The 17,773-nt window shown below is 60.4% G+C and carries 14 protein-coding genes; 11 read left to right on the top strand and 3 right to left on the bottom strand.

What is annotated here, in order from left to right:
- Positions 1–35: 35 nt before the first annotated feature.
- Positions 36–1,163, bottom strand: coding sequence for an acyl-CoA dehydrogenase family protein (locus tag RS75_RS03785; RefSeq protein WP_045017507.1), 1,128 nt, complete (start codon positions 1,161–1,163; stop codon positions 36–38).
- A 322-nt stretch (positions 1,164–1,485) separates the two neighbouring features.
- Between RS75_RS03785 and RS75_RS03780 the strand changes: the two genes are divergently transcribed.
- From RS75_RS03780 to panB, 8 genes are all read left to right on the top strand, one after another.
- Positions 1,486–1,959, top strand: a complete 474-nt coding sequence (locus tag RS75_RS03780; protein ID WP_003500312.1) for an Lrp/AsnC family transcriptional regulator — start codon at positions 1,486–1,488, stop codon at positions 1,957–1,959.
- Positions 1,960–2,015: 56 nt separating this feature from the next.
- Positions 2,016–3,188 (top strand): isovaleryl-CoA dehydrogenase, encoded by a 1,173-nt coding sequence (locus tag RS75_RS03775; RefSeq protein ID WP_045017506.1) that lies wholly within the window; start codon positions 2,016–2,018, stop codon positions 3,186–3,188.
- An 8-nt stretch (positions 3,189–3,196) separates the two neighbouring features.
- The gene (locus RS75_RS03770; RefSeq protein WP_045017505.1) at positions 3,197–4,798 is read left to right on the top strand and encodes a carboxyl transferase domain-containing protein; all 1,602 of its coding nucleotides are present in this window, start codon (positions 3,197–3,199) and stop codon (positions 4,796–4,798) included.
- Between the two features lie 7 nt (positions 4,799–4,805).
- Positions 4,806–6,791 (top strand): acetyl/propionyl/methylcrotonyl-CoA carboxylase subunit alpha, encoded by a 1,986-nt coding sequence (locus RS75_RS03765; RefSeq protein WP_045017504.1) that lies wholly within the window; start codon positions 4,806–4,808, stop codon positions 6,789–6,791.
- 1 nt (position 6,792) lies between these two features.
- A complete protein-coding gene (locus RS75_RS03760; protein ID WP_045017502.1) occupies positions 6,793–7,719 on the top strand; it encodes a hydroxymethylglutaryl-CoA lyase in 927 nt (308 codons plus the stop codon).
- Positions 7,709–8,485: an enoyl-CoA hydratase-related protein gene (locus tag RS75_RS03755; RefSeq protein ID WP_045017500.1), complete on the top strand. Its 777-nt coding sequence runs from the start codon at positions 7,709–7,711 to the stop codon at positions 8,483–8,485. The genes RS75_RS03760 and RS75_RS03755 overlap by 11 nt, the downstream gene beginning before the upstream one ends.
- A gap of 118 nt (positions 8,486–8,603) precedes the next feature.
- Positions 8,604–9,482, top strand: a complete 879-nt coding sequence (panC, locus tag RS75_RS03750) for a pantoate--beta-alanine ligase (RefSeq protein ID WP_045017498.1) — start codon at positions 8,604–8,606, stop codon at positions 9,480–9,482.
- Entirely contained in the window at positions 9,479–10,318 is an 840-nt protein-coding gene (gene panB / locus RS75_RS03745; RefSeq protein ID WP_045017496.1) for a 3-methyl-2-oxobutanoate hydroxymethyltransferase, read from the top strand. Before panC ends, panB begins: the two co-directional genes overlap by 4 nt.
- Before the next feature lie 166 nt (positions 10,319–10,484).
- Here the strand turns inward: panB and rhaI are convergent, their stop codons facing one another.
- Both rhaI and RS75_RS03735 read right to left on the bottom strand, forming a co-directional pair.
- A complete protein-coding gene (gene rhaI, locus RS75_RS03740) occupies positions 10,485–11,777 on the bottom strand; it encodes an L-rhamnose catabolism isomerase (protein WP_045017494.1) in 1,293 nt (430 codons plus the stop codon).
- Between the two features lie 51 nt (positions 11,778–11,828).
- A complete protein-coding gene (locus RS75_RS03735) occupies positions 11,829–13,925 on the bottom strand; it encodes a bifunctional rhamnulose-1-phosphate aldolase/short-chain dehydrogenase (RefSeq protein ID WP_045017492.1) in 2,097 nt (698 codons plus the stop codon).
- A 200-nt stretch (positions 13,926–14,125) separates the two neighbouring features.
- Here RS75_RS03735 and RS75_RS03730 point away from each other — a divergent pair, with 200 nt between their 5' ends.
- From RS75_RS03730 to RS75_RS03720, 3 genes are all read left to right on the top strand, one after another.
- The gene (locus RS75_RS03730) at positions 14,126–14,956 is read left to right on the top strand and encodes a DeoR/GlpR family DNA-binding transcription regulator (protein ID WP_045017490.1); all 831 of its coding nucleotides are present in this window, start codon (positions 14,126–14,128) and stop codon (positions 14,954–14,956) included.
- A gap of 47 nt (positions 14,957–15,003) precedes the next feature.
- A complete protein-coding gene (rhaS, locus tag RS75_RS03725) occupies positions 15,004–16,014 on the top strand; it encodes a rhamnose ABC transporter substrate-binding protein (protein ID WP_045017488.1) in 1,011 nt (336 codons plus the stop codon).
- A 211-nt stretch (positions 16,015–16,225) separates the two neighbouring features.
- Positions 16,226–17,761 (top strand): sugar ABC transporter ATP-binding protein, encoded by a 1,536-nt coding sequence (locus RS75_RS03720; protein ID WP_045017486.1) that lies wholly within the window; start codon positions 16,226–16,228, stop codon positions 17,759–17,761.
- The last annotated feature ends 12 nt before the right edge of the window (positions 17,762–17,773 follow it).

Genomic DNA, 17,773 nt, shown 5'->3' with positions numbered 1-17,773 from the left:
CTCCCGTCACGGTCTCCTCCAGACCGCGAAAACTCTCAAAGGTTCCGCGCGATCACCATCCGCTGGACATCGCTGGTTCCCTCGTAAATCTGGCAGATGCGCACATCGCGATAGATCCGCTCCACCGGATAATCCACCATGTAGCCGTAACCGCCGTGAATCTGGATTGCGTCCGAGCAGACACGCTCCGCCATCTCCGAGGCGAAAAGCTTGGCCATCGAAGCTTCCGAAAGGCAGGGCTCGCCTGCTTCCTTCAGCGCCGCCGCATGCAGCACCAGTTGCCGCGCCGCCGCGATACGCGTTGCCATATCCGCCAGCCGAAACGCCACCGCCTGATGCTCGATGATGGCCTGCCCGAAAGCCTTGCGCTCGCGGGCATAATCCCGCGCCGCCTCGAAAGCCGCCTGCGCCATGCCCACCGCCTGCGCGGCGATGCCGATGCGGCCGCCTTCAAGGTTGGCAAGCGCGATGCGATACCCCTGCCCCTCTTCACCGAGCCGCAATTCGGCTGGGACCGCCATGTTAGTGAACGCTATCTGACAGGTATCGGAGGAATGCAGGCCGAGTTTTTCCTCGACCCTGATCACCTCGTAACCCGGCGTATCGGTGGGCACGATGAAGGCGCTGATGCCCTTTTTGCCTGCGTCGACATTGGTGACGGCAAAAACGATGATGACATCGCCATTCTTGCCTGACGTGATGAACTGTTTCGCGCCATCGAGAATATAACGGTCGCCATCGCGCCGCGCTTTTGTCTTCAGGTTGGAGGCGTCGGAACCGGCCTGCGGTTCGGTGAGCGCAAAACCGCCGATCCATTCACCGGAGGCCAGTTTCGGCAGGAAACGTTGCTTCTGATCTTCAGTGCCGAATTTGAGGATCGGCACGCAGCCGACCGAATTGTGAACGCTCATGATGGTGGAGCAGGCGCCGTCACCGGCAGCGATCTCCTCCAGCGCCAGGGCATAAGCGACGGCACCGGTTTCCGATCCGCCATAGTCCTCCGGGACCAGCATGCCAAGGAAGCCGAGTTCGCCCATCTCTTTCAGTTCGCCCGCCGGAAACCGGCTTTCCCGGTCGCGCGCGCCGGCACCGGGGGCAAGCCGCTCGCGGGCAAAATCGCGGGCCATATCCCTGATCTGCTGCTGGGCTTCGTTCAGGATCATCGCCGCCTCCCGCAGGAGCGCTCGGCAGAGGCAAAGGCCGCGCCTGAATGGGACGTGGCCATCAATTCGAATTCGCCCTGGAACTTGCCCATAGGACTACGGGCAGCCCCGACGACAACGACAGGGTCATGCACAGCCAAATTCACCTCCCTTAGTCACACCCTGCATGAGAGAATGACTATCATCGCGATCTCCTCCAGACCGAAACTGACATGAACGCTATCACTATCTCGAATTCATTTCAAAGCTATTTTGATTGACAGTTTTTCGATTGGCGATATCTTTGATCCAATAAATAGACATATCGTAGAGCAAATGATCCATGATTGAGCTCGACAGTTTCGACCAGAAGATTCTGCATGTGCTCGGCGATGACGGGCGGGTGAGCTGGCGCGATCTGGCAGCCCGGATCGGCCTTTCCTTCACGCCAACGCTGCGCCGGGTGCGCAAGCTCGAAGAGGAAGGCATCATTCGCGGTTATACCGCCGTGTTCGATGAGAACCGGCTGCTCGGCAATATGGGCGTGTTCATTTCCGTCACGCTTGAGCGGCAGATCAAGGAAGCGCTGACGACGTTCGAGCACCACGTCGCCTCCATTCCGGAAGTGGTCGGCGGTTACCAGACGAGCGGCAGTTCCGATTATCTCATTCATGCCATGGTGCGGGATTTGCCGCATTATCAGCAGCTTCTGGATTTCCTGACCACGGTTCCCGGCGTGTCACGCATCCAGTCCAATTTCGCCATCAAGACATTCGTGCGCCGTTCCGCCGCCTTCACCGGAGGTGACGCGCCATAAATGAGAGCGATCGGCGCGGAGGAGGTGCCGGTCGACTGGGAGGAGGAGTAGACGCGATGAGTTTGAACCTCGCCGCCATTTTCGACGCCGATCTCGGCCCGGAAATTGCAGCATTGCGCGACAGCGCAAGAGCATTTGCCGATGATAAAATCGCCCCGATCGCCGCGCAGATCGATCGCAACGACCAGTTTCCGCGCAAGCTCTGGCCACAGATGGGCGAACTTGGCCTGCACGGCATCACCGTTTCGGAGGAGTACGGCGGCGCGGATATGGGCTATCTCGCCCATTGCGTAGCCATGGAGGAGATAAGCCGGGCATCGGCTTCCATCGGCCTTTCCTACGGCGCGCATTCTAACCTCTGTATCAACCAGATTCACCGCTGGGGAACCGAAGAGCAGAAACGGCGATATCTGCCGAAGCTGGTTTCCGGCGAGCATGTCGGTTCGCTCGCCATGAGCGAGACGGAAGCCGGATCGGATGTCGTCTCGATGCGACTGAAGGCGGAACGTAAGGGCGACGTCTATGTGCTGAACGGCACGAAGATGTGGATCACCAACGGCCACGAGGCCGATACGCTGGTAGTCTACGCCAAGACGGACATGTCCGCCGGCGCGCGCGGCATCACGGCCTTTCTGATCGAAAAAAACTTCAAGGGTTTCCGCCCCGCGCAGAAACTCGACAAGCTCGGCATGCGCGGCTCACCCACCTCGGAGTTGGTGTTTGAGGATTGCGAGGTGCCGCAGGAAAACATCCTCGGGCGCTTGAACGACGGCGTGACGGTGCTGATGAGTGGCCTCGATTACGAGCGCGCCGTGCTGGCCGCCGGTCCGGTCGGCATCATGCAGGCGGCCATCGATCTGGTGCTGCCCTATGCCCGCGAGCGCAAACAATTCGGCAAGCCGATCGGCGAATTCCAGCTGGTGCAGGGAAAGCTTGCCGATATCTATTCGGGCATGAATGCATCCCGCGCCTATGTCTATGCCGTTGCCCGCGCCTGCGACAACGGCCGCATTACCCGGCAGGATGCCGCCGGCGCCATCCTGTTTGCTGCCGAGCGGGCGACACAGGTGGCGCTGGATGCGATCCAGCTTCTCGGCGGCTCGGGCTACGTCAACGAAAGCCCGGCAGGTCGCTTGCTCCGGGACGCCAAACTTTATGAAATCGGCGCAGGCACCAGCGAAATCCGCCGGATGCTGATCGGCCGCGAACTGGTCAAAGGCAACGGGTGAGGAACGCGATGAAGCTTACATCCACTCTGAACCGCGACCCCACCTTTTCCGCCAATGTCACCTTCATGTCTGGCCTGGTCGACGACCTGAGGCTGCACATCGAAAAAATCTCGAGGGGTGGCGGCGACAAGGCGCGCGAACGGCATCTGTCGCGCGGCAAATTGCTGGCGCGCGACCGGATCGAGACGCTTCTCGATCCCGGCAGTCCGTTTCTCGAATTCTCGCAATTCGCAGCTTATGAAGTCTATGACGAACCCGTTCCTGCCGCCGGCATCGTCACCGGCATCGGCCGGGTCGCTGGCCGCGAATGCGTGATCGTCGCCAATGATGCGACGGTGAAAGGCGGAACCTATTATCCTCTGACGGTGAAGAAACATCTGCGCGCGCAGGAGATTGCCACTGAGAACCGCCTGCCCTGCATTTATCTGGTGGATTCCGGCGGTGCTAACCTTCCCAATCAGGACGAGGTTTTTCCCGACCGCGATCATTTCGGCCGCATTTTTTACAATCAGGCCAATATGTCGGCGGTGGGCATCGCCCAGATTGCCGTAGTGATGGGTAGTTGCACAGCGGGCGGAGCCTATGTGCCCGCCATGAGCGACCAGTCCGTCATCGTCAAAAATCAGGGCACGATTTTTCTCGGTGGCCCGCCGCTGGTGAAGGCCGCAACGGGCGAAGTGGTGAGTGCGGAAGACCTGGGCGGCGCAGATGTTCATTCGCGGCAATCCGGCGTCACCGATCATTATGCCCATGATGACCGCCACGCTCTGGCGCTGACCCGGCGGATCGTCTCCACCCTCAACCGCCGCAAACAGGTGGAGCTGGACATCCGCCCACCGGCGGAACCGCTTTATCCGGCCGAAGACCTTTACGGCATCGTGCCCGCCGATACGCGCAAGCCTTTCGAGGTGCGCGAGATCATCGCGCGTCTGGTGGACGGCTCTGAGTTCGATGAGTTCAAGGCGCTTTACGGCACGACGCTGGTCTGCGGTTTCGCCCATATCCATGGTTATCCCGTCGGCATCGTCGCCAATAACGGCATTCTGTTTTCGGAATCGGCGTTGAAGGGCGCGCATTTCATCGAACTCTGCTGCCAGCGCGGCATTCCCCTGATTTTCCTGCAGAATATCACCGGCTTCATGGTCGGCAAGGCCTATGAGGCAGGCGGCATCGCCAAGGATGGCGCAAAGCTCGTTACCGCTGTCGCTTCAGCCAAAGTGCCGAAATTCACGGTCATCATCGGCGGCTCCTTCGGTGCGGGAAATTATGGCATGTGCGGACGCGCCTATTCGCCGCGCTTCCTCTGGATGTGGCCGAATGCGCGCATTTCCGTGATGGGCGGTGAGCAGGCGGCCTCCGTTCTGGCGCAAATCCGGCGCGACGGCATCGAGGCGGATGGCCGCCACTGGTCCACCGAGGGCGAAGAGGCGTTCAAACAGCCGATCCGGGAAAAATACGAACGGGAAGGCCATCCCTATTATGCCAGCGCAAGGCTGTGGGACGACGGCATCATCGATCCGAAGGATACCCGACTCGCGCTCGGCCTTGGCCTTTCCGCCGCGCTGAACGCGCCGATTGAACCCACCCGTTTCGGCATATTCAGGATGTGAGGCGACGATGTTCTCAAAAATACTGATCGCCAACCGCGGCGAAATCGCCTGCCGGATTATCCACACCGCTCGCAGCATGGGCATCCGCACCGTCGCGGTCTATTCGGATGCAGACCGCGACGCCATGCACGTGGCGCTGGCCGACGAGGCATTCGCCATCGGCCCCGCGCCTGCGCGTTCCTCCTATCTCGACGGCGAAAAAATCATTGCCGCCGCACAGGCAAGCGGCGCGGAGGCCATTCATCCCGGTTACGGTTTTCTCTCGGAAAATGCCGGTTTCGCCGAGGCCTGCGCAGCCGCCGGCCTCGTTTTCATTGGCCCGTCGCCGCAAGCGATCCGCGCCATGGGTGGAAAAAGCGAGGCGAAGGCGCTGATGGCGGAGGCGGGTGTTCCCGTCGTTCCCGGCTATCACGGTGAAGATCAGGCCGACAGAAAGCTTGCAGATGAGGCCGAATCTATCGGTTATCCCGTGCTGATCAAGGCCTCGGCCGGCGGCGGCGGCAAGGGCATGCGTGTCGTGCGGAAGAAACGCGAATTTGCAGCCGAGCTTGCCGGTGCCAAACGGGAAGCGCTTGCCGCCTTCGGCAACGACCGCATCCTGATCGAAAAATATCTCGAACGGCCGCGCCATGTGGAAGTGCAGGTCTTTGCCGATGGCCACGGCAACTGTTTTTCGCTGTTCGAGCGGGACTGCTCGATTCAGCGTCGACACCAGAAAGTCTTAGAAGAGGCCCCCGCCCCCGGCCTGCCCGACGCGCTCAGGCAACGCATGTACGAAGCGGCGGCCGCTGCCGCGCGCGCCATCGACTATCGCGGCGCGGGAACGGTGGAATTCCTGCTCGACACCTCCGGCGACTTCTATTTCATGGAAATGAACACAAGGCTTCAGGTCGAACATCCGGTGACGGAATATATTACCGGTCTCGATCTGGTCGAATGGCAAATCCGCGTCGCTCAAGGGCAGCCGCTGCCGGAAGACTGGAACACTCTGCGCATCAACGGCCACGCCATCGAGGCGCGGATTTACGCCGAAGACCCGGCACATGATTTTCTGCCGTCGATAGGTACGATCAGCCATCTCGTCTTTCCGGACGGGGACGCCCATCTCAGGATAGACAGCGGCATTCGTGCGGGCGATGCCATTACCGTGCATTACGACCCGATGATCGCCAAGCTGATCGTCTGGGATCATGATCGTCCCTCGGCCGTGCGGCGTCTGCGGCTTGCGCTCGAAAAACTGGCGATTTGCGGCGTCACCAGCAACGCCGCCTTTCTGACCCGGCTTGCGGAACTGGATGCTTTCGGAGCGGCCGATCTCGATACCGGCTTCATAACCCGCAACGAGGCAGCGCTTTTTGCCCCTGCGACCACAGGCGAAAACGAAATTGCTCTGGCCGCGCTCGGCCTGCTTCTTTCGCGCAAGAATGGGCCTAAGCCGCAGGCCGATCCTTACAGCCCGTGGAACACCACAAACGCTTTCCGCCTCAACGCGCCTGCGCGTGAGACCCTGCGTTTCATCCTCGATCAACAGCCTCTCGACGTCGCCGTTACACATGAGCCAGACGGTTTTTCGCTGGGGATCAACACGCGAACCATTCGCGCCCATGGCAGCCTCTCACAAGACGGCACATTGCGGGCGACTGTCGATGACAGACAAAGGCGGGGCTATTTCTTTGCCAACGATAACGGCCACGCGCTTTTTCTGGATGGCGAACAATATCGTGTCAGCCAGCCCGACCCCGTCGATATTGCGGATTCCGCCATTCATACCGGCGGTCTGGAAGCGCCCATGCCCGGCATCATTCGCGCCGTCCTGAGCGAGAACGGCGCGACCGTCGAAGCCGGTGAGGCGCTTGTGGTGATGGAGGCGATGAAAATGGAACACACGATCCGTGCGCCCGCAAAAGGCACCGTCACCGCCATCAATTGCGCCGAAGGCGATATGGTTGCGGCCGGCGCGGTGCTGGTGGATTTCGAGCCGGAGGGCGCGTGAGATGGCCTGGCCCCAAACCGTCAAAATCGTTGAGGTGGGTGCACGCGATGGCCTGCAAAACGAAAGTGCTGAGGTTTCCACCGCCATCAGAATCGAGTTGATCGAGCGGCTGGCTGCGGCCGGACTGACAGCGGTGGAAGCGGGAGCCTTCGTCTCGCCTAAAAAAGTTCCGCAAATGGCAGGCTCGAAGGATGTGTTTCAGGGTCTCCAACGCCGACCCGGCACCGCCTATCCGGCGCTCGTTCCCAATCTGAAGGGCTTCGAGGCCGCCATCGAGGCGGGTGTGACGGAGATCGCCGTTTTCGTGTCCGCCTCCGAAGGTTTCAGCCAGCATAATATCGCCTGCTCGCGCGCCGAAAGTCTTGAACGTCTGCGAGATGTTGCGGAGGCTGCGGCCAGCCGGAACATCCGCATGCGCGGTTACGTCTCCTGCATCGCCGGTTGCCCCTATGACGGCGCGGTCGCGCCCGATGATGTAGCGGCGATGGCCGAGGCGCTTGTCGCCATGGGATGCTACGAAATTTCCCTCGGCGATACGATCGGCGTCGGCACGGCCGGCCAAATCCGCAAACTCATCGACCACGTATCGACCCGCATCCCGCGCGAAAACCTCGCCATGCATTTCCACGACACCTATGGACAGGGCGTCGCCAATGTGCTGGCCTCGCTTGAGGAAGGCATTTCCGTTTTCGACAGTTCCGTGGCGGGGCTGGGCGGTTGCCCGTTCGCGCCGGGCGCCAGCGGCAATGTCGCCACCGAAGACGTTGCTTATCTGCTGCAAGGGCTTGGTATTAAAACCGGCATCGACCTGATGGCGGTGGCAAGAACCGGGGACTGGATAAGTCGCCATCTCGGCAGGCCAAGTGCGGCCCGCGCCGGAAAAGCGCTGCTTTCGGCAAAAATGGAGGGTAACGCGCATGGCGGATGAGTTGTTGAGCGAGAAGCGCAAGGACGTTCTGTGGCTGACGCTCAACCGGCCGGAAATCCACAATGCCATGAACGCGGCGATGACGGACGCCTTGACGCATGCGATCCAGACAGCCTCCAGCGACGACCACTTACGTGCCGTGGTGATAACGGCGGCAGGAAACCGCAGCTTCTGCTCCGGGGCCGATCTCAAGGAAAGCGCTGGCGGCATGTTCCTCTCGCACGCCGGAACGAACCCCATCGCTGACGTGATGCGCGCCATCGAGACCTGCGACAAGATCGTCATCGCCCGCATCAACGGGCGGGTGCTGGCGGGCGGGCTCGGCCTTATCGCGGCTTGTGATCTTGTTTATGCCGCCGATCATGCTGAGTTCGGCCTGCCGGAAGTTCGCGTCGGGCTTTTCCCGGCCATGGTGGCCGCGAAACTTCTGGCCAAAATACCGCTGAGCCGGCTGCACGAAATGGCCTATCTCGGGCAACCGGTCACCGCCGCAGAAGCCGAACGCATCGGCCTTATCAACCGCGCAGTGCCATCCGCCGAACTCGACAGTGTTATCGAGGAGGTTCTCGCCCGCTTGCGGCAGAATGCACCGGGCGCGATCGCAGCCGGAAAGGCCGCGTTACTGGCGATGCGCGACATGCCGTCAGTCGAACGGCTTGCCTTTGCCGAAAGCGTCATCGCGAAGATCAGCAGCGGCGAAGAGGCGCGCGAAGGCCGACAGGCATTTGCTGAAAAACGCCCGCCTATCTGGGTTCGCGGGTCCTGAACCGCCACTCAAGGTCTTAATCGATATTATGCCCGCAGCCGCGTTGACCCCGTTCGGCAAATCGAGTTCTATCCAGCACCTTTCGCCGGAGGGCGATCGGGGAGCCGGAGGAGAGCCTATGCGCCTTGTAAAAACCGTCGCCGAATTGCGCGGCCTGACCGCCACGTTTCGCCGCGATGGCAAGACCGTCGGCTTCGTGCCGACCATGGGCTTTCTCCATATCGGCCATCTGACGCTCGTTGCCAAAGCCAAGGCGGAGAACGACGTGACGGTGGTCTCGATCTTCGTCAACCCGCTGCAATTCGGGGCGAATGAGGATCTTGCCCGTTACCCCCGCGATCTCGCCCGCGACAGCGCGCTGCTGGAAGAGGCGGGCGTCGATATTCTTTTCGCACCGGAAGTCGCGGAGATGTATCCGCGCCCGATGCAGACCGTGGTGGATGTGCCAGAACTGGGTAGCCAGCTGGAAGGCGCGGTGCGGCCGGGCCATTTCGCCGGCGTTACCACCGTCGTCACCAAGCTTTTTAATCTCGTTCAGCCGGATGCGGCCTATTTCGGCGAAAAGGACTACCAGCAGGTGACGCTGATCCGGCGCATGGTGGAAGATCTCGCCCAGCCGGTCCGGGTCGTTCCGGTCGCCACCGTGCGTGAGGCGGATGGCCTCGCCTGCTCCTCGCGCAATGTCTATCTGAGCCCTGCGGAGCGCGCCGCCGCCGTTATCGTGCCACGCGCGCTCGATGAGGCGGAACGGCTCTATAATGAAGGCTGCGACGATCCGGCCACTTTCGAAGCGGCAATAGAGAAATTCATCGCCGCCGAGAAGCTGGCATCGCCCGAAGTCGTGGCAGTGCGCGATCCCGACACGCTGGCCCCCGTTGCTTCGTTGCAGGCGGGGCCTGTGCTGGTGGCGCTATTTGTGCGGGTGGGCAGCACCCGCCTGCTCGACAACCGCGTTATCGGACGTGATAAACCCGGCAAACAGGAGGCTGCACGATGAGCACGCACGGGAAACACAAGCGGCTGACCACGGCCTCCATCCGGCAGATGAAAGGCGAGGCGCACATCGTCTGCCTCACCGCCTATACGACGCCGATAACCCGCCTGCTCGATCCGCATTGCGATCTGCTGCTGGTAGGAGATTCCCTCGGCATGGTGCTTTACGGCATGGATACGACGGTGGGCGTCACGCTGGATATGATGATTGCCCACGGCCGTGCCGTCATGCGCGGCGTCGAACACGCCTGCGTCATCGTCGACCTGCCCTTCGGGACCTATCAGGAATCGAAGGAACAGGCGTTTCGCAATGCCGTGCGGGTGATGCAGGAGACCGGTTGCGACGGCGTGAAGCTGGAAGGCGGCGAGGAAATGGCGGAAACCATCGCTTTTCTGGTGGCCCGCGGCATTCCGGTGTTTGGCCATGTCGGGCTGATGCCGCAGCTGGTCCATACCGCCGGAGGGTTCCGCTCGCTCGGGCATTCGGACGCGGAAACGCAGAAAATCTGGCGCGATGCGATTGCGGTCGATCAGGCTGGCGCCTTTGCCATCGTCGTGGAAGGCACCGTCGAACCGCTCGCCCGCGAACTGACCGAAAAGCTCGCCGCCCCAACCGTCGGCATTGGCGCATCGCCGGCCTGCGATGGGCAGGTGCTCGTTTCCGACGACATGCTCGGCCTCTTCACCGACTTCAAACCGAAATTCGTCAAGCGTTTCGCGGATCTGGGGTCGACCGTCTCGCAAGCGGCGGCAACTTACGCCGACGAGGTGCGCTCCGGCGCCTTTCCGGGGTCGGAACATACGTTTCAGGTTCGCAAGCAAGCGCCTTCGGGGGAGTGACGGAACCAATACCCTCGTCATGCTCGGGCCTGTCCCGAGCATCTGCTACCTATCGATTTTGTGAATTTTGGCAAATCCTCGGCACAAGGCCGAGGATGACGTCGCGCTTGAGGCAAGGTTTGTAAGAAGGCTCGGCTTCTCCGCCTATCCCCTCAAACCCCGCCCCCTAAACAATCCCGCCGCTACCGCCGACCGAGGCCGGACGTTCCGCCGCAACATGGCTGCGATAACCGCTCGCCCTGTAGGTCGCGACCGGATCGATCGCGCCGCCCGCCAGTTGCCGCGCCCTGGCGAGAACCGGTTCAACATCGGTGCGATAGGCCCGTTTCAGCGTATCGGTTGCCATCAGCGCATCGTTGTCCTGTTGGTAGCCATCCAGAGCCGCGCGATCCACCAGCAGAGCTTGCGCATAGGCGCGGCGGATTTCGTTGGCGCTGGAAATCAGGCTTTCGATCGGGTCCGTCACATTGTGCGACTGGTCGATCATATGGGCGGGATGGAAACCCTTTACGCCGCGATGCTCCGCATCCACCAGTTCGTTAAAGACGAGGAACAGGCGATAAGGCTCGATTGAGCCGGCATCCAGATCGTCATCGCCATATTTGGAATCGTTGAAATGGAAACCGCCGAGCTTGCCGAACTGGATGAGGCGGGCGACGATCATCTCGATATTGGTGTTCGGCGCATGGTGACCGAGATCAACGAGGCAGAAGGCCTTTTCGCCGAGCGTATTGGCGATGAGGTAATTGGTGCCCCAATCCTGCACGACGGACGAATAAAACGCCGGCTCATACATCTTGTGTTCGGAAAAAATGCGCCAGTCATCCGGCAGCGCCTTGTAGATATCGGCCATGCCGGCGAGATAACGCTCGAAGCTTCTGGTGAAATTGCTCTGACCAGGAAAGTTGGAGCCATCGCCCACCCACACCGTCAGCGCCTTGGAGCCGATGGCTTTACCGATCTCGATACATTCGATGTTGTGCTCGATAGCCTGTTGCCGCGTTGCGGCATCCGTGTGGCTGAGCGAACCGTATTTGTAGGAACGGCTCTGGCCAGGCGCATCCGAGAAGGTGTTGGAATTCATCGCGTCGAAGCCGAGGCCGAGCGCGTCGGCATGGGCCTTCAACCGCTTCGGGTCTTGCTTGTCCCACGGAATATGCAGGGAAACATTCGGCGTGGCCCGCGTCAGGTGGTTGATGACGGCGCAATCGTCGAGCTTGTCGAAAATGCCGCGCGGTTCGCCCTCACCCGGAAAGCGGGCAAAACGGGTACCGCCGGTGCCGACACCCCAGGAAGGCACGGCGACGAAGAATTCCGCGACCTTGGCGGTGACAGCATTGATATCGATGTTGCGGCGCGCAAGCTGGTTGCCCAGCGCCTCGTAATCGTCCTTCAGCGCGGCGGCGCGCTTGTCATTTTCGGCCGCTATCACATCAACAGCGATTTTCGTGTCGGTCATCTCTTCCTCCCCGGTAATGGCGGCGATGCCGCCGCCTGTTACCGTCCCCTCTTATCGTGTGAAGCTCTGTGCGTTTCCGGCATCGACATTGATGATGTTGCCGGTCGATTTGGCGGAAGCGTCCGACGCCAGGAAGTAGATCGCCTCGGCGATATCTTCCGGGAACACGTTGAGCTTCAGCATAGAGCGCTTGCGATAATGCTCCTCCAGATCGGTCACCTCGATCTTGGAAGAGGCCGCGCGCTGCTCGCGCCACTCGCCGTTCCAGATCTTCGAGCCACGCAACACGGCGTCGGGATTGACGGTGTTGACACGGATGCCCGCCTCCGCCCCTTCGAGGGCAAGGCAACGGGCAAGATGAATTTCCGCCGCCTTCGCCGTGCAATAGGCGGAAGCATTGGGCGAAGAGGCGAGACCGTTTTTCGAGGCGACAAACACCACGTTGCCGCCGAGATTCTGACGACGCAGCAGCCGGAACGCTTCCCGAGACACGAGAAAATAGCCTGTCGCGAGAATATCGATATTCTTGTTCCACATGGCAAGCGTGGTTTCCTCCACCGGCGCGGAGGAAGCGATGCCGGCATTGGAGACGAGAATATCCACGCCGCCGAATTCCACGCTCGCTTCCGCAAAGGCCGAAATGACCGCGTCTTCCTGCGTTACATCCAGCTTCACGCTGCGCACCGCATCCGCGCTATAGCGCTTGACGAAATCGCCCTTGGCGGCTTCCAGCGCCGCCTCGTCGATATCGGCCAGCACAACACAGGCGCCCTCAGCCGCCAGCCTTTCCGCCGTCGCCCGGCCGATGCCGCCGGCGCCACCGGTGACGAAGGCCACACGGCCGGCAAGGCTTTTCGGCTTCGGCATGCGCTGCAGCTTCGCCTCTTCCAGCAGCCAATATTCGATATCGAAGGCTTCCTGTTCGGGAAGGCCCTGATATTCGGACACGGTGGAAGCACCGCGCATGACGTTGATGGCGTTGACGTAAAATTCACCGGCGATGCGGGCGGTGGCCTTATCCTTGGCAAAGGACAACATGCCGACACCGGGGATCAGGAAAATCACCGGGTTCGGATCACGTATAGCAGGCGAATTATCGTGGCGGCACGCTTCGTAATATCTGACGTAATCGGCCCGGTAGGCCTCAAGCGCCTTGTCGAGACCCGCCGTCAGCGCGTCCACATCGGGCTTCGCCGTATCGAGATCAAGGATCAACGGGCGGATTTTCGTGCGCAGGAAGTGATCCGGGCAGGATGTGCCGAGATTGCCGAGCGGCTTCAGATCCTTGGAATTGACGAATTCGAGAACCGCGTCCTGATCGTCGAAATGGCCGAGCTTGCGTTCTTCACGGCCGATGCGACCACGGATTTCCGGCATCAGCCGGGCAACAATGGCACGTCGTTCGGCAACCGGCAGGCTCCTGGCCACAGCACCGCCGAAAATCGTCTTGCCTTCGGTCTGCGCGGCAAACCATTCGATCGCCTTGTTGATGATGGCGAGCGTCAGTTCGTAACACGCCTTGGCGTCGTTATCCCAGGTGAACAGGCCGTGGCTTTCCAGCACAACGCCCTTGGCCTTTGGATTGGCCTTTACGAAAGCCTCGAGATCGAGACCGAGCTGGAAGCCGGGACGACGCCAGGGAAGCCAGCCGATGTCATCGCCGAAGATCTGCTGTGTCAATTCCTTCGAATTCTTCGAAGCGGCGATAGCGATGATCGCATCCGGATGCATGTGATCGACATGATCGAAAGGCACGAAACCATGCAGCGGCGTATCGATGGAGGCCGCGCGCGGGTTGAGATTGAAGGTGCAATGCGGCAGGAAGCCGACCATGCGGTCTTCGTCCTCGACGCCCTTGTAAAGGCCCTTCAGCGCTTCCAGCTTGTCGAGATAAAGCGTCGAAAAGCCGTCGAGCTTGATGGTGCCGACATCGCCGCCGGACCCTTTCACCCACATGACGCGAACCTTTTCGCCGGTCAGTGGATCGGTTTCAAGCACCTTTGCGGATGTGTTTCCGCCGCCGTAATTGGTGATGCGCTTGTCGGCGCCGAGCAGATTGGAGCGATAAAGCAGCTTGCCTGGCTCATCGAGCGTCTTGGCATAGGCATCGTCCCAACGGCTTTCGAGAAGGCGGGATTTTCCCGTCATGTCTTCCTCCCAAGTCAAGTCTGTATTCGCGGCGCCGATATCGGCCCGCCTCCGTTGATGGCAGATATCGCGCATACAAAAGCATAATGTCAATCAAAAACGATCATAAATTTTCATGTTGTAGCGCGATATTGATTAATTTGATCGTTCTTGATTGACAACGTAAAAAGATTGCGAATAATCACGATCAGGAGGACCCCATGCACGAACGCGAACGCCATCGCATCATCTTGAGCGCCACACAGGAAAAAGCTGTCGTGACGGTGCAGGATATTGCCGAACTGACGGATGCGTCCGAAGCGACGATCCGCAGGGATATCGCGTCGCTGCACGTTCAGGGCAAGTTGCGGCGCGTGCGTGGCGGGGCGGAAGCGGTGCATCCGCCGCAGCTGGGCAATCTGGCCGCGCGGCCTTTCCGCGTCTCCGAATCGGTCAATATCGATAAGAAACGCGCAATTGCGCGCAAGGCGGTCGATCTGTGCAATGACGGCGATGCGATCATCCTGAATGGCGGCACGACCACATTCCAGATGGTGCATTACATGGCGGCGCGACGGCTGCAGGTGATGACAAATTCCTTCGCGATTGCCGAACATCTGGTCAAACATTCCAAATGCAATGTCAGCGTGCCAGGTGGCGCGATCTATCGCGACCAGAGCCTTATCCTGTCGCCCTTCGAGAATGATGCGATTCGCAATTTTTATGCACGGCGGATTTTTCTCGGCGCACAGGGCGTGGGTGCGCTCGGCATCATGGAATCCGACGCGCTGGTGATCCAGAGCGAGCAGAAGCTGATGCGACAGGCGGAAGAGTTGATCGTGATGGTCGATTCCTCGAAGTTCAAAAAACGATCCAGTCTGATTTTATGCCCGCTCGAAAACGTCTCGACCATCATCACCGATGACGGGATTTCGGACGAGGCGGCGCGGATGGTGGAAAATGCCGGCGTCGAATTGCTAATCGCCGGCGCGGCGGGGGATGGCAAGATAGCCCGCCCGCCGGATGAGGAGAATTCTTCTTCGGTCGCCTGAGGAGCACCGATCAGGAAAACAACGTTCAAAACGGGAGGAAAAGAGACATGAAACTTACACGCAGAACATTGACGAGCGTCCTGGCGCTCAGCACGGCGCTCTCCGTCGCGGGCCTTGGCGGCATTGCCCAGGCCGCCGACGTGAAGATCGCCCTGGTAGTCAAATCGCTCGGCAACGGCTTTTTCGAAGCTGCCAACAAGGGCGCGCAAGAGGCCGCAAAAGACCTCGGCGGCGTCGAGATCATCTATACGGGTCCGACCAGCACCACGGCGGAAGGACAGATCGAAGTCATCAATTCGCTGATCGCGCAGGGCGTCGATGCCATCGCCATTTCCGCAAATGACCCGGACGCCGTTGTTCCCGCGCTGAAAAAGGCGACGCAGCGCGGCATCAAGGTCATTTCCTGGGATTCTGGCGTTGCGCCTGAAGGCCGCATTCTCCAGCTCAACCCCTCGTCCAACGCGCTGATCGGCAAGATGTGCCTGCAGCTCGCTGCAGCGCATCTGGAAGGCGGCAAGGGCGATTTCGCCATCCTGTCGGCCACCACCACCTCTACGAACCAGAATGTCTGGATCGGCGAGATGAAGAAGCAGCTCAAGGATTTCCCCGGCCTCAACCTCGTCACCACCGTTTATGGTGATGACCTTGCCGACAAGAGCTACCGCGAGGCGCAGGGCCTGCTTTCCTCGCAGCCGAACGTGAAGGTTATCGTTGCCCCGACGACCGTTGGCGTTCTCGCCGCCTCGCAGGCCGTGAAGGATGCGGGCAAAATCGGTCAGGTCTTTGTGACCGGCCTTGGCCTGCCGTCCGAAATGGCCGGAGCCATCAAATCCGGCGCGACCAAGGAATTCGCCATCTGGAACCCGATCGACCTCGGCTATTCCGCCACCCAGATCGCCTATCGCCTCGTGAAGGGTGAAGCAGACGGCAAGCCGGGCTCGGAAATCGAAGCGGGCCGCATGGGCAAGATCAAGGTTGGCGAAAACAGCGAAGCGGCGATGGCCGATCCGTTCATCTACGACGCCAAGAACATCGATCAGTTCTCGAAGATTTTCTGATCTGAGCAATAGCTGACGGCAAGCGGAGGGCACCCCCCTCTGCCCTGCCGGGCATCTCCCCCTCAAGGGGGGAGATCGATATGTGGCACCCATCTCGTTCCATAGGCAGGGTGTTATCCGCTTGCCGATCTCCCCCCTTGAGGGGGAGATGCCCGGCAGGGCAGAGGGGGGTGCCTCTCGCCACTTCACTCAAACTAACCGGTAAGACGGAATGATGCGTGCCGAAACCCAAACTTTAAACATGGCCGACGCTTCACATTTGACGCCCATTCTGGAAATGCGCGGCATCAGCCAGATATTTCCGGGTGTGAAGGCGCTGGATGGCGTCGATATCGCACTTTATCCCGGCAAGGTGACGGCGCTGATCGGCGAAAACGGTGCTGGAAAATCCACGCTCGTCAAAATCCTGACCGGTATCTACCGCCCCAATGAAGGCGAAATCCTTCTCGATGGACAGCCTGTCCATTTTCACGGTGCGCAAGACGCCATCGATGCCGGCGTAACCGCCATTCACCAGGAAACCGTGCTATTCGACGAGCTTTCCGTAGGCGAAAACATCTTCCTCGGCCATGCTCCAAAAGGGCGTTTCGGCCTGATCGACTGGAAGACCATCAATGCGCGCGCCAAGGTTCTGCTGGAGCAGCTCGAAAGCACCATCGATCCGTCCATTCGGCTGAAGGACCTTTCCATCGCGCAGCGCCATCTCGTGGCAATTGCCAGAGCGCTTTCCGTCGAGGCGCGGATCGTCATCATGGATGAGCCGACGGCCGCCCTTTCCCGTAAGGAAATCGACGATCTCTTCCGCATCGTCGAAAACCTGAAGCGGCAGGGCAAGGCGATTCTCTTCATCAGCCACAAATTCGACGAGGTCTATGAGATCGCCGAAAATTACGCGGTATTCCGGGACGGCAAGATGGTCGGCACGGGCAATCTCGCGGCCACGCCGCAGGACGAAATCGTGCGGTTAATGGTCGGCCGTGACGTGACGAACGCCTTTCCCAAGCAGGCGGTCACACTCGGCCCGACGGTTTTGTCGATCCGCAATTATTCGCACCAGACAGAATTCCGCGATATTTCACTCGATCTGCGCAAGGGCGAAATTCTCGGCCTCTACGGGCTGATCGGGGCCGGACGTTCGGAACTGTGCCAGTCGCTATTCGGCATCACCCGCCCGGCCTCCGGACAGATAACGTTGAACGGCCAGCCGCTCGCCATCCGTTCGCCGGAAGATGCGATCCGCGCCGGCATCGTTTATGTGCCGGAGGAGCGCGGACGCCATGGGCTGGCGCTGGACATGCCGATCTACCAGAACATGTCGCTACCCTCTCTCGCGCGCACCTCGCGCAAGGGGTTTCTCGCGGCCGCAAACGAATTTGCGCTGGCGCGCAAATATGCCTCCCGCCTCGACCTGCGCGCCGCCGCCCTGTCCGTGCCCGTCGGCACGCTTTCCGGCGGCAACCAGCAAAAGGTAGTGATCGGCAAATGGCTTGCCACGCAGCCGAAGGTCATCATTCTCGATGAACCCACCAAGGGCATCGATATCGGCTCGAAGGCCGCCGTGCACGGTTTCATCAGCGAACTTGCGGCCGAAGGTCTCTCGATCATCATGATTTCATCCGAACTTCCCGAAATTCTCGGCATGTCCGACCGCGCCATCGTCATGCGCGAAGGCCTGATGGCAGGTCTGTTCGAACGCGCCGATTTTTCTCCGGAAAAGCTGGTGCGCGCCGCCACCGGCAACGCCTGAGAGGGGCAAAAC

The sequence above is a fragment of the Rhizobium nepotum 39/7 genome, from assembly GCF_000949865.1.
GTDB lineage: Bacteria > Pseudomonadota > Alphaproteobacteria > Rhizobiales > Rhizobiaceae > Agrobacterium > Agrobacterium nepotum.
This window is presented reverse-complemented; position numbering and strand designations above follow the sequence as displayed.

What these genes read in the sequence shown, in the direction of transcription:
- RS75_RS03785 (WP_045017507.1), bottom strand. Translation starts at nt 1,163, where the DNA reads ATGATCCTGAACGAAGCCCAGCAGCAGATCAGGGATATGGCCCGCGAT.
- RS75_RS03780 (WP_003500312.1), top strand. Translation starts at nt 1,486, where the DNA reads ATGATTGAGCTCGACAGTTTCGACCAGAAGATTCTGCATGTGCTCGGC.
- RS75_RS03775 (WP_045017506.1), top strand. Translation starts at nt 2,016, where the DNA reads ATGAGTTTGAACCTCGCCGCCATTTTCGACGCCGATCTCGGCCCGGAA.
- RS75_RS03770 (WP_045017505.1), top strand. Translation starts at nt 3,197, where the DNA reads ATGAAGCTTACATCCACTCTGAACCGCGACCCCACCTTTTCCGCCAAT.
- RS75_RS03765 (WP_045017504.1), top strand. Translation starts at nt 4,806, where the DNA reads ATGTTCTCAAAAATACTGATCGCCAACCGCGGCGAAATCGCCTGCCGG.
- RS75_RS03760 (WP_045017502.1), top strand. Translation starts at nt 6,793, where the DNA reads ATGGCCTGGCCCCAAACCGTCAAAATCGTTGAGGTGGGTGCACGCGAT.
- RS75_RS03755 (WP_045017500.1), top strand. Translation starts at nt 7,709, where the DNA reads ATGGCGGATGAGTTGTTGAGCGAGAAGCGCAAGGACGTTCTGTGGCTG.
- panC (WP_045017498.1), top strand. Translation starts at nt 8,604, where the DNA reads ATGCGCCTTGTAAAAACCGTCGCCGAATTGCGCGGCCTGACCGCCACG.
- panB (WP_045017496.1), top strand. Translation starts at nt 9,479, where the DNA reads ATGAGCACGCACGGGAAACACAAGCGGCTGACCACGGCCTCCATCCGG.
- rhaI (WP_045017494.1), bottom strand. Translation starts at nt 11,777, where the DNA reads ATGACCGACACGAAAATCGCTGTTGATGTGATAGCGGCCGAAAATGAC.
- RS75_RS03735 (WP_045017492.1), bottom strand. Translation starts at nt 13,925, where the DNA reads ATGACGGGAAAATCCCGCCTTCTCGAAAGCCGTTGGGACGATGCCTAT.
- RS75_RS03730 (WP_045017490.1), top strand. Translation starts at nt 14,126, where the DNA reads ATGCACGAACGCGAACGCCATCGCATCATCTTGAGCGCCACACAGGAA.
- rhaS (WP_045017488.1), top strand. Translation starts at nt 15,004, where the DNA reads ATGAAACTTACACGCAGAACATTGACGAGCGTCCTGGCGCTCAGCACG.
- RS75_RS03720 (WP_045017486.1), top strand. Translation starts at nt 16,226, where the DNA reads ATGATGCGTGCCGAAACCCAAACTTTAAACATGGCCGACGCTTCACAT.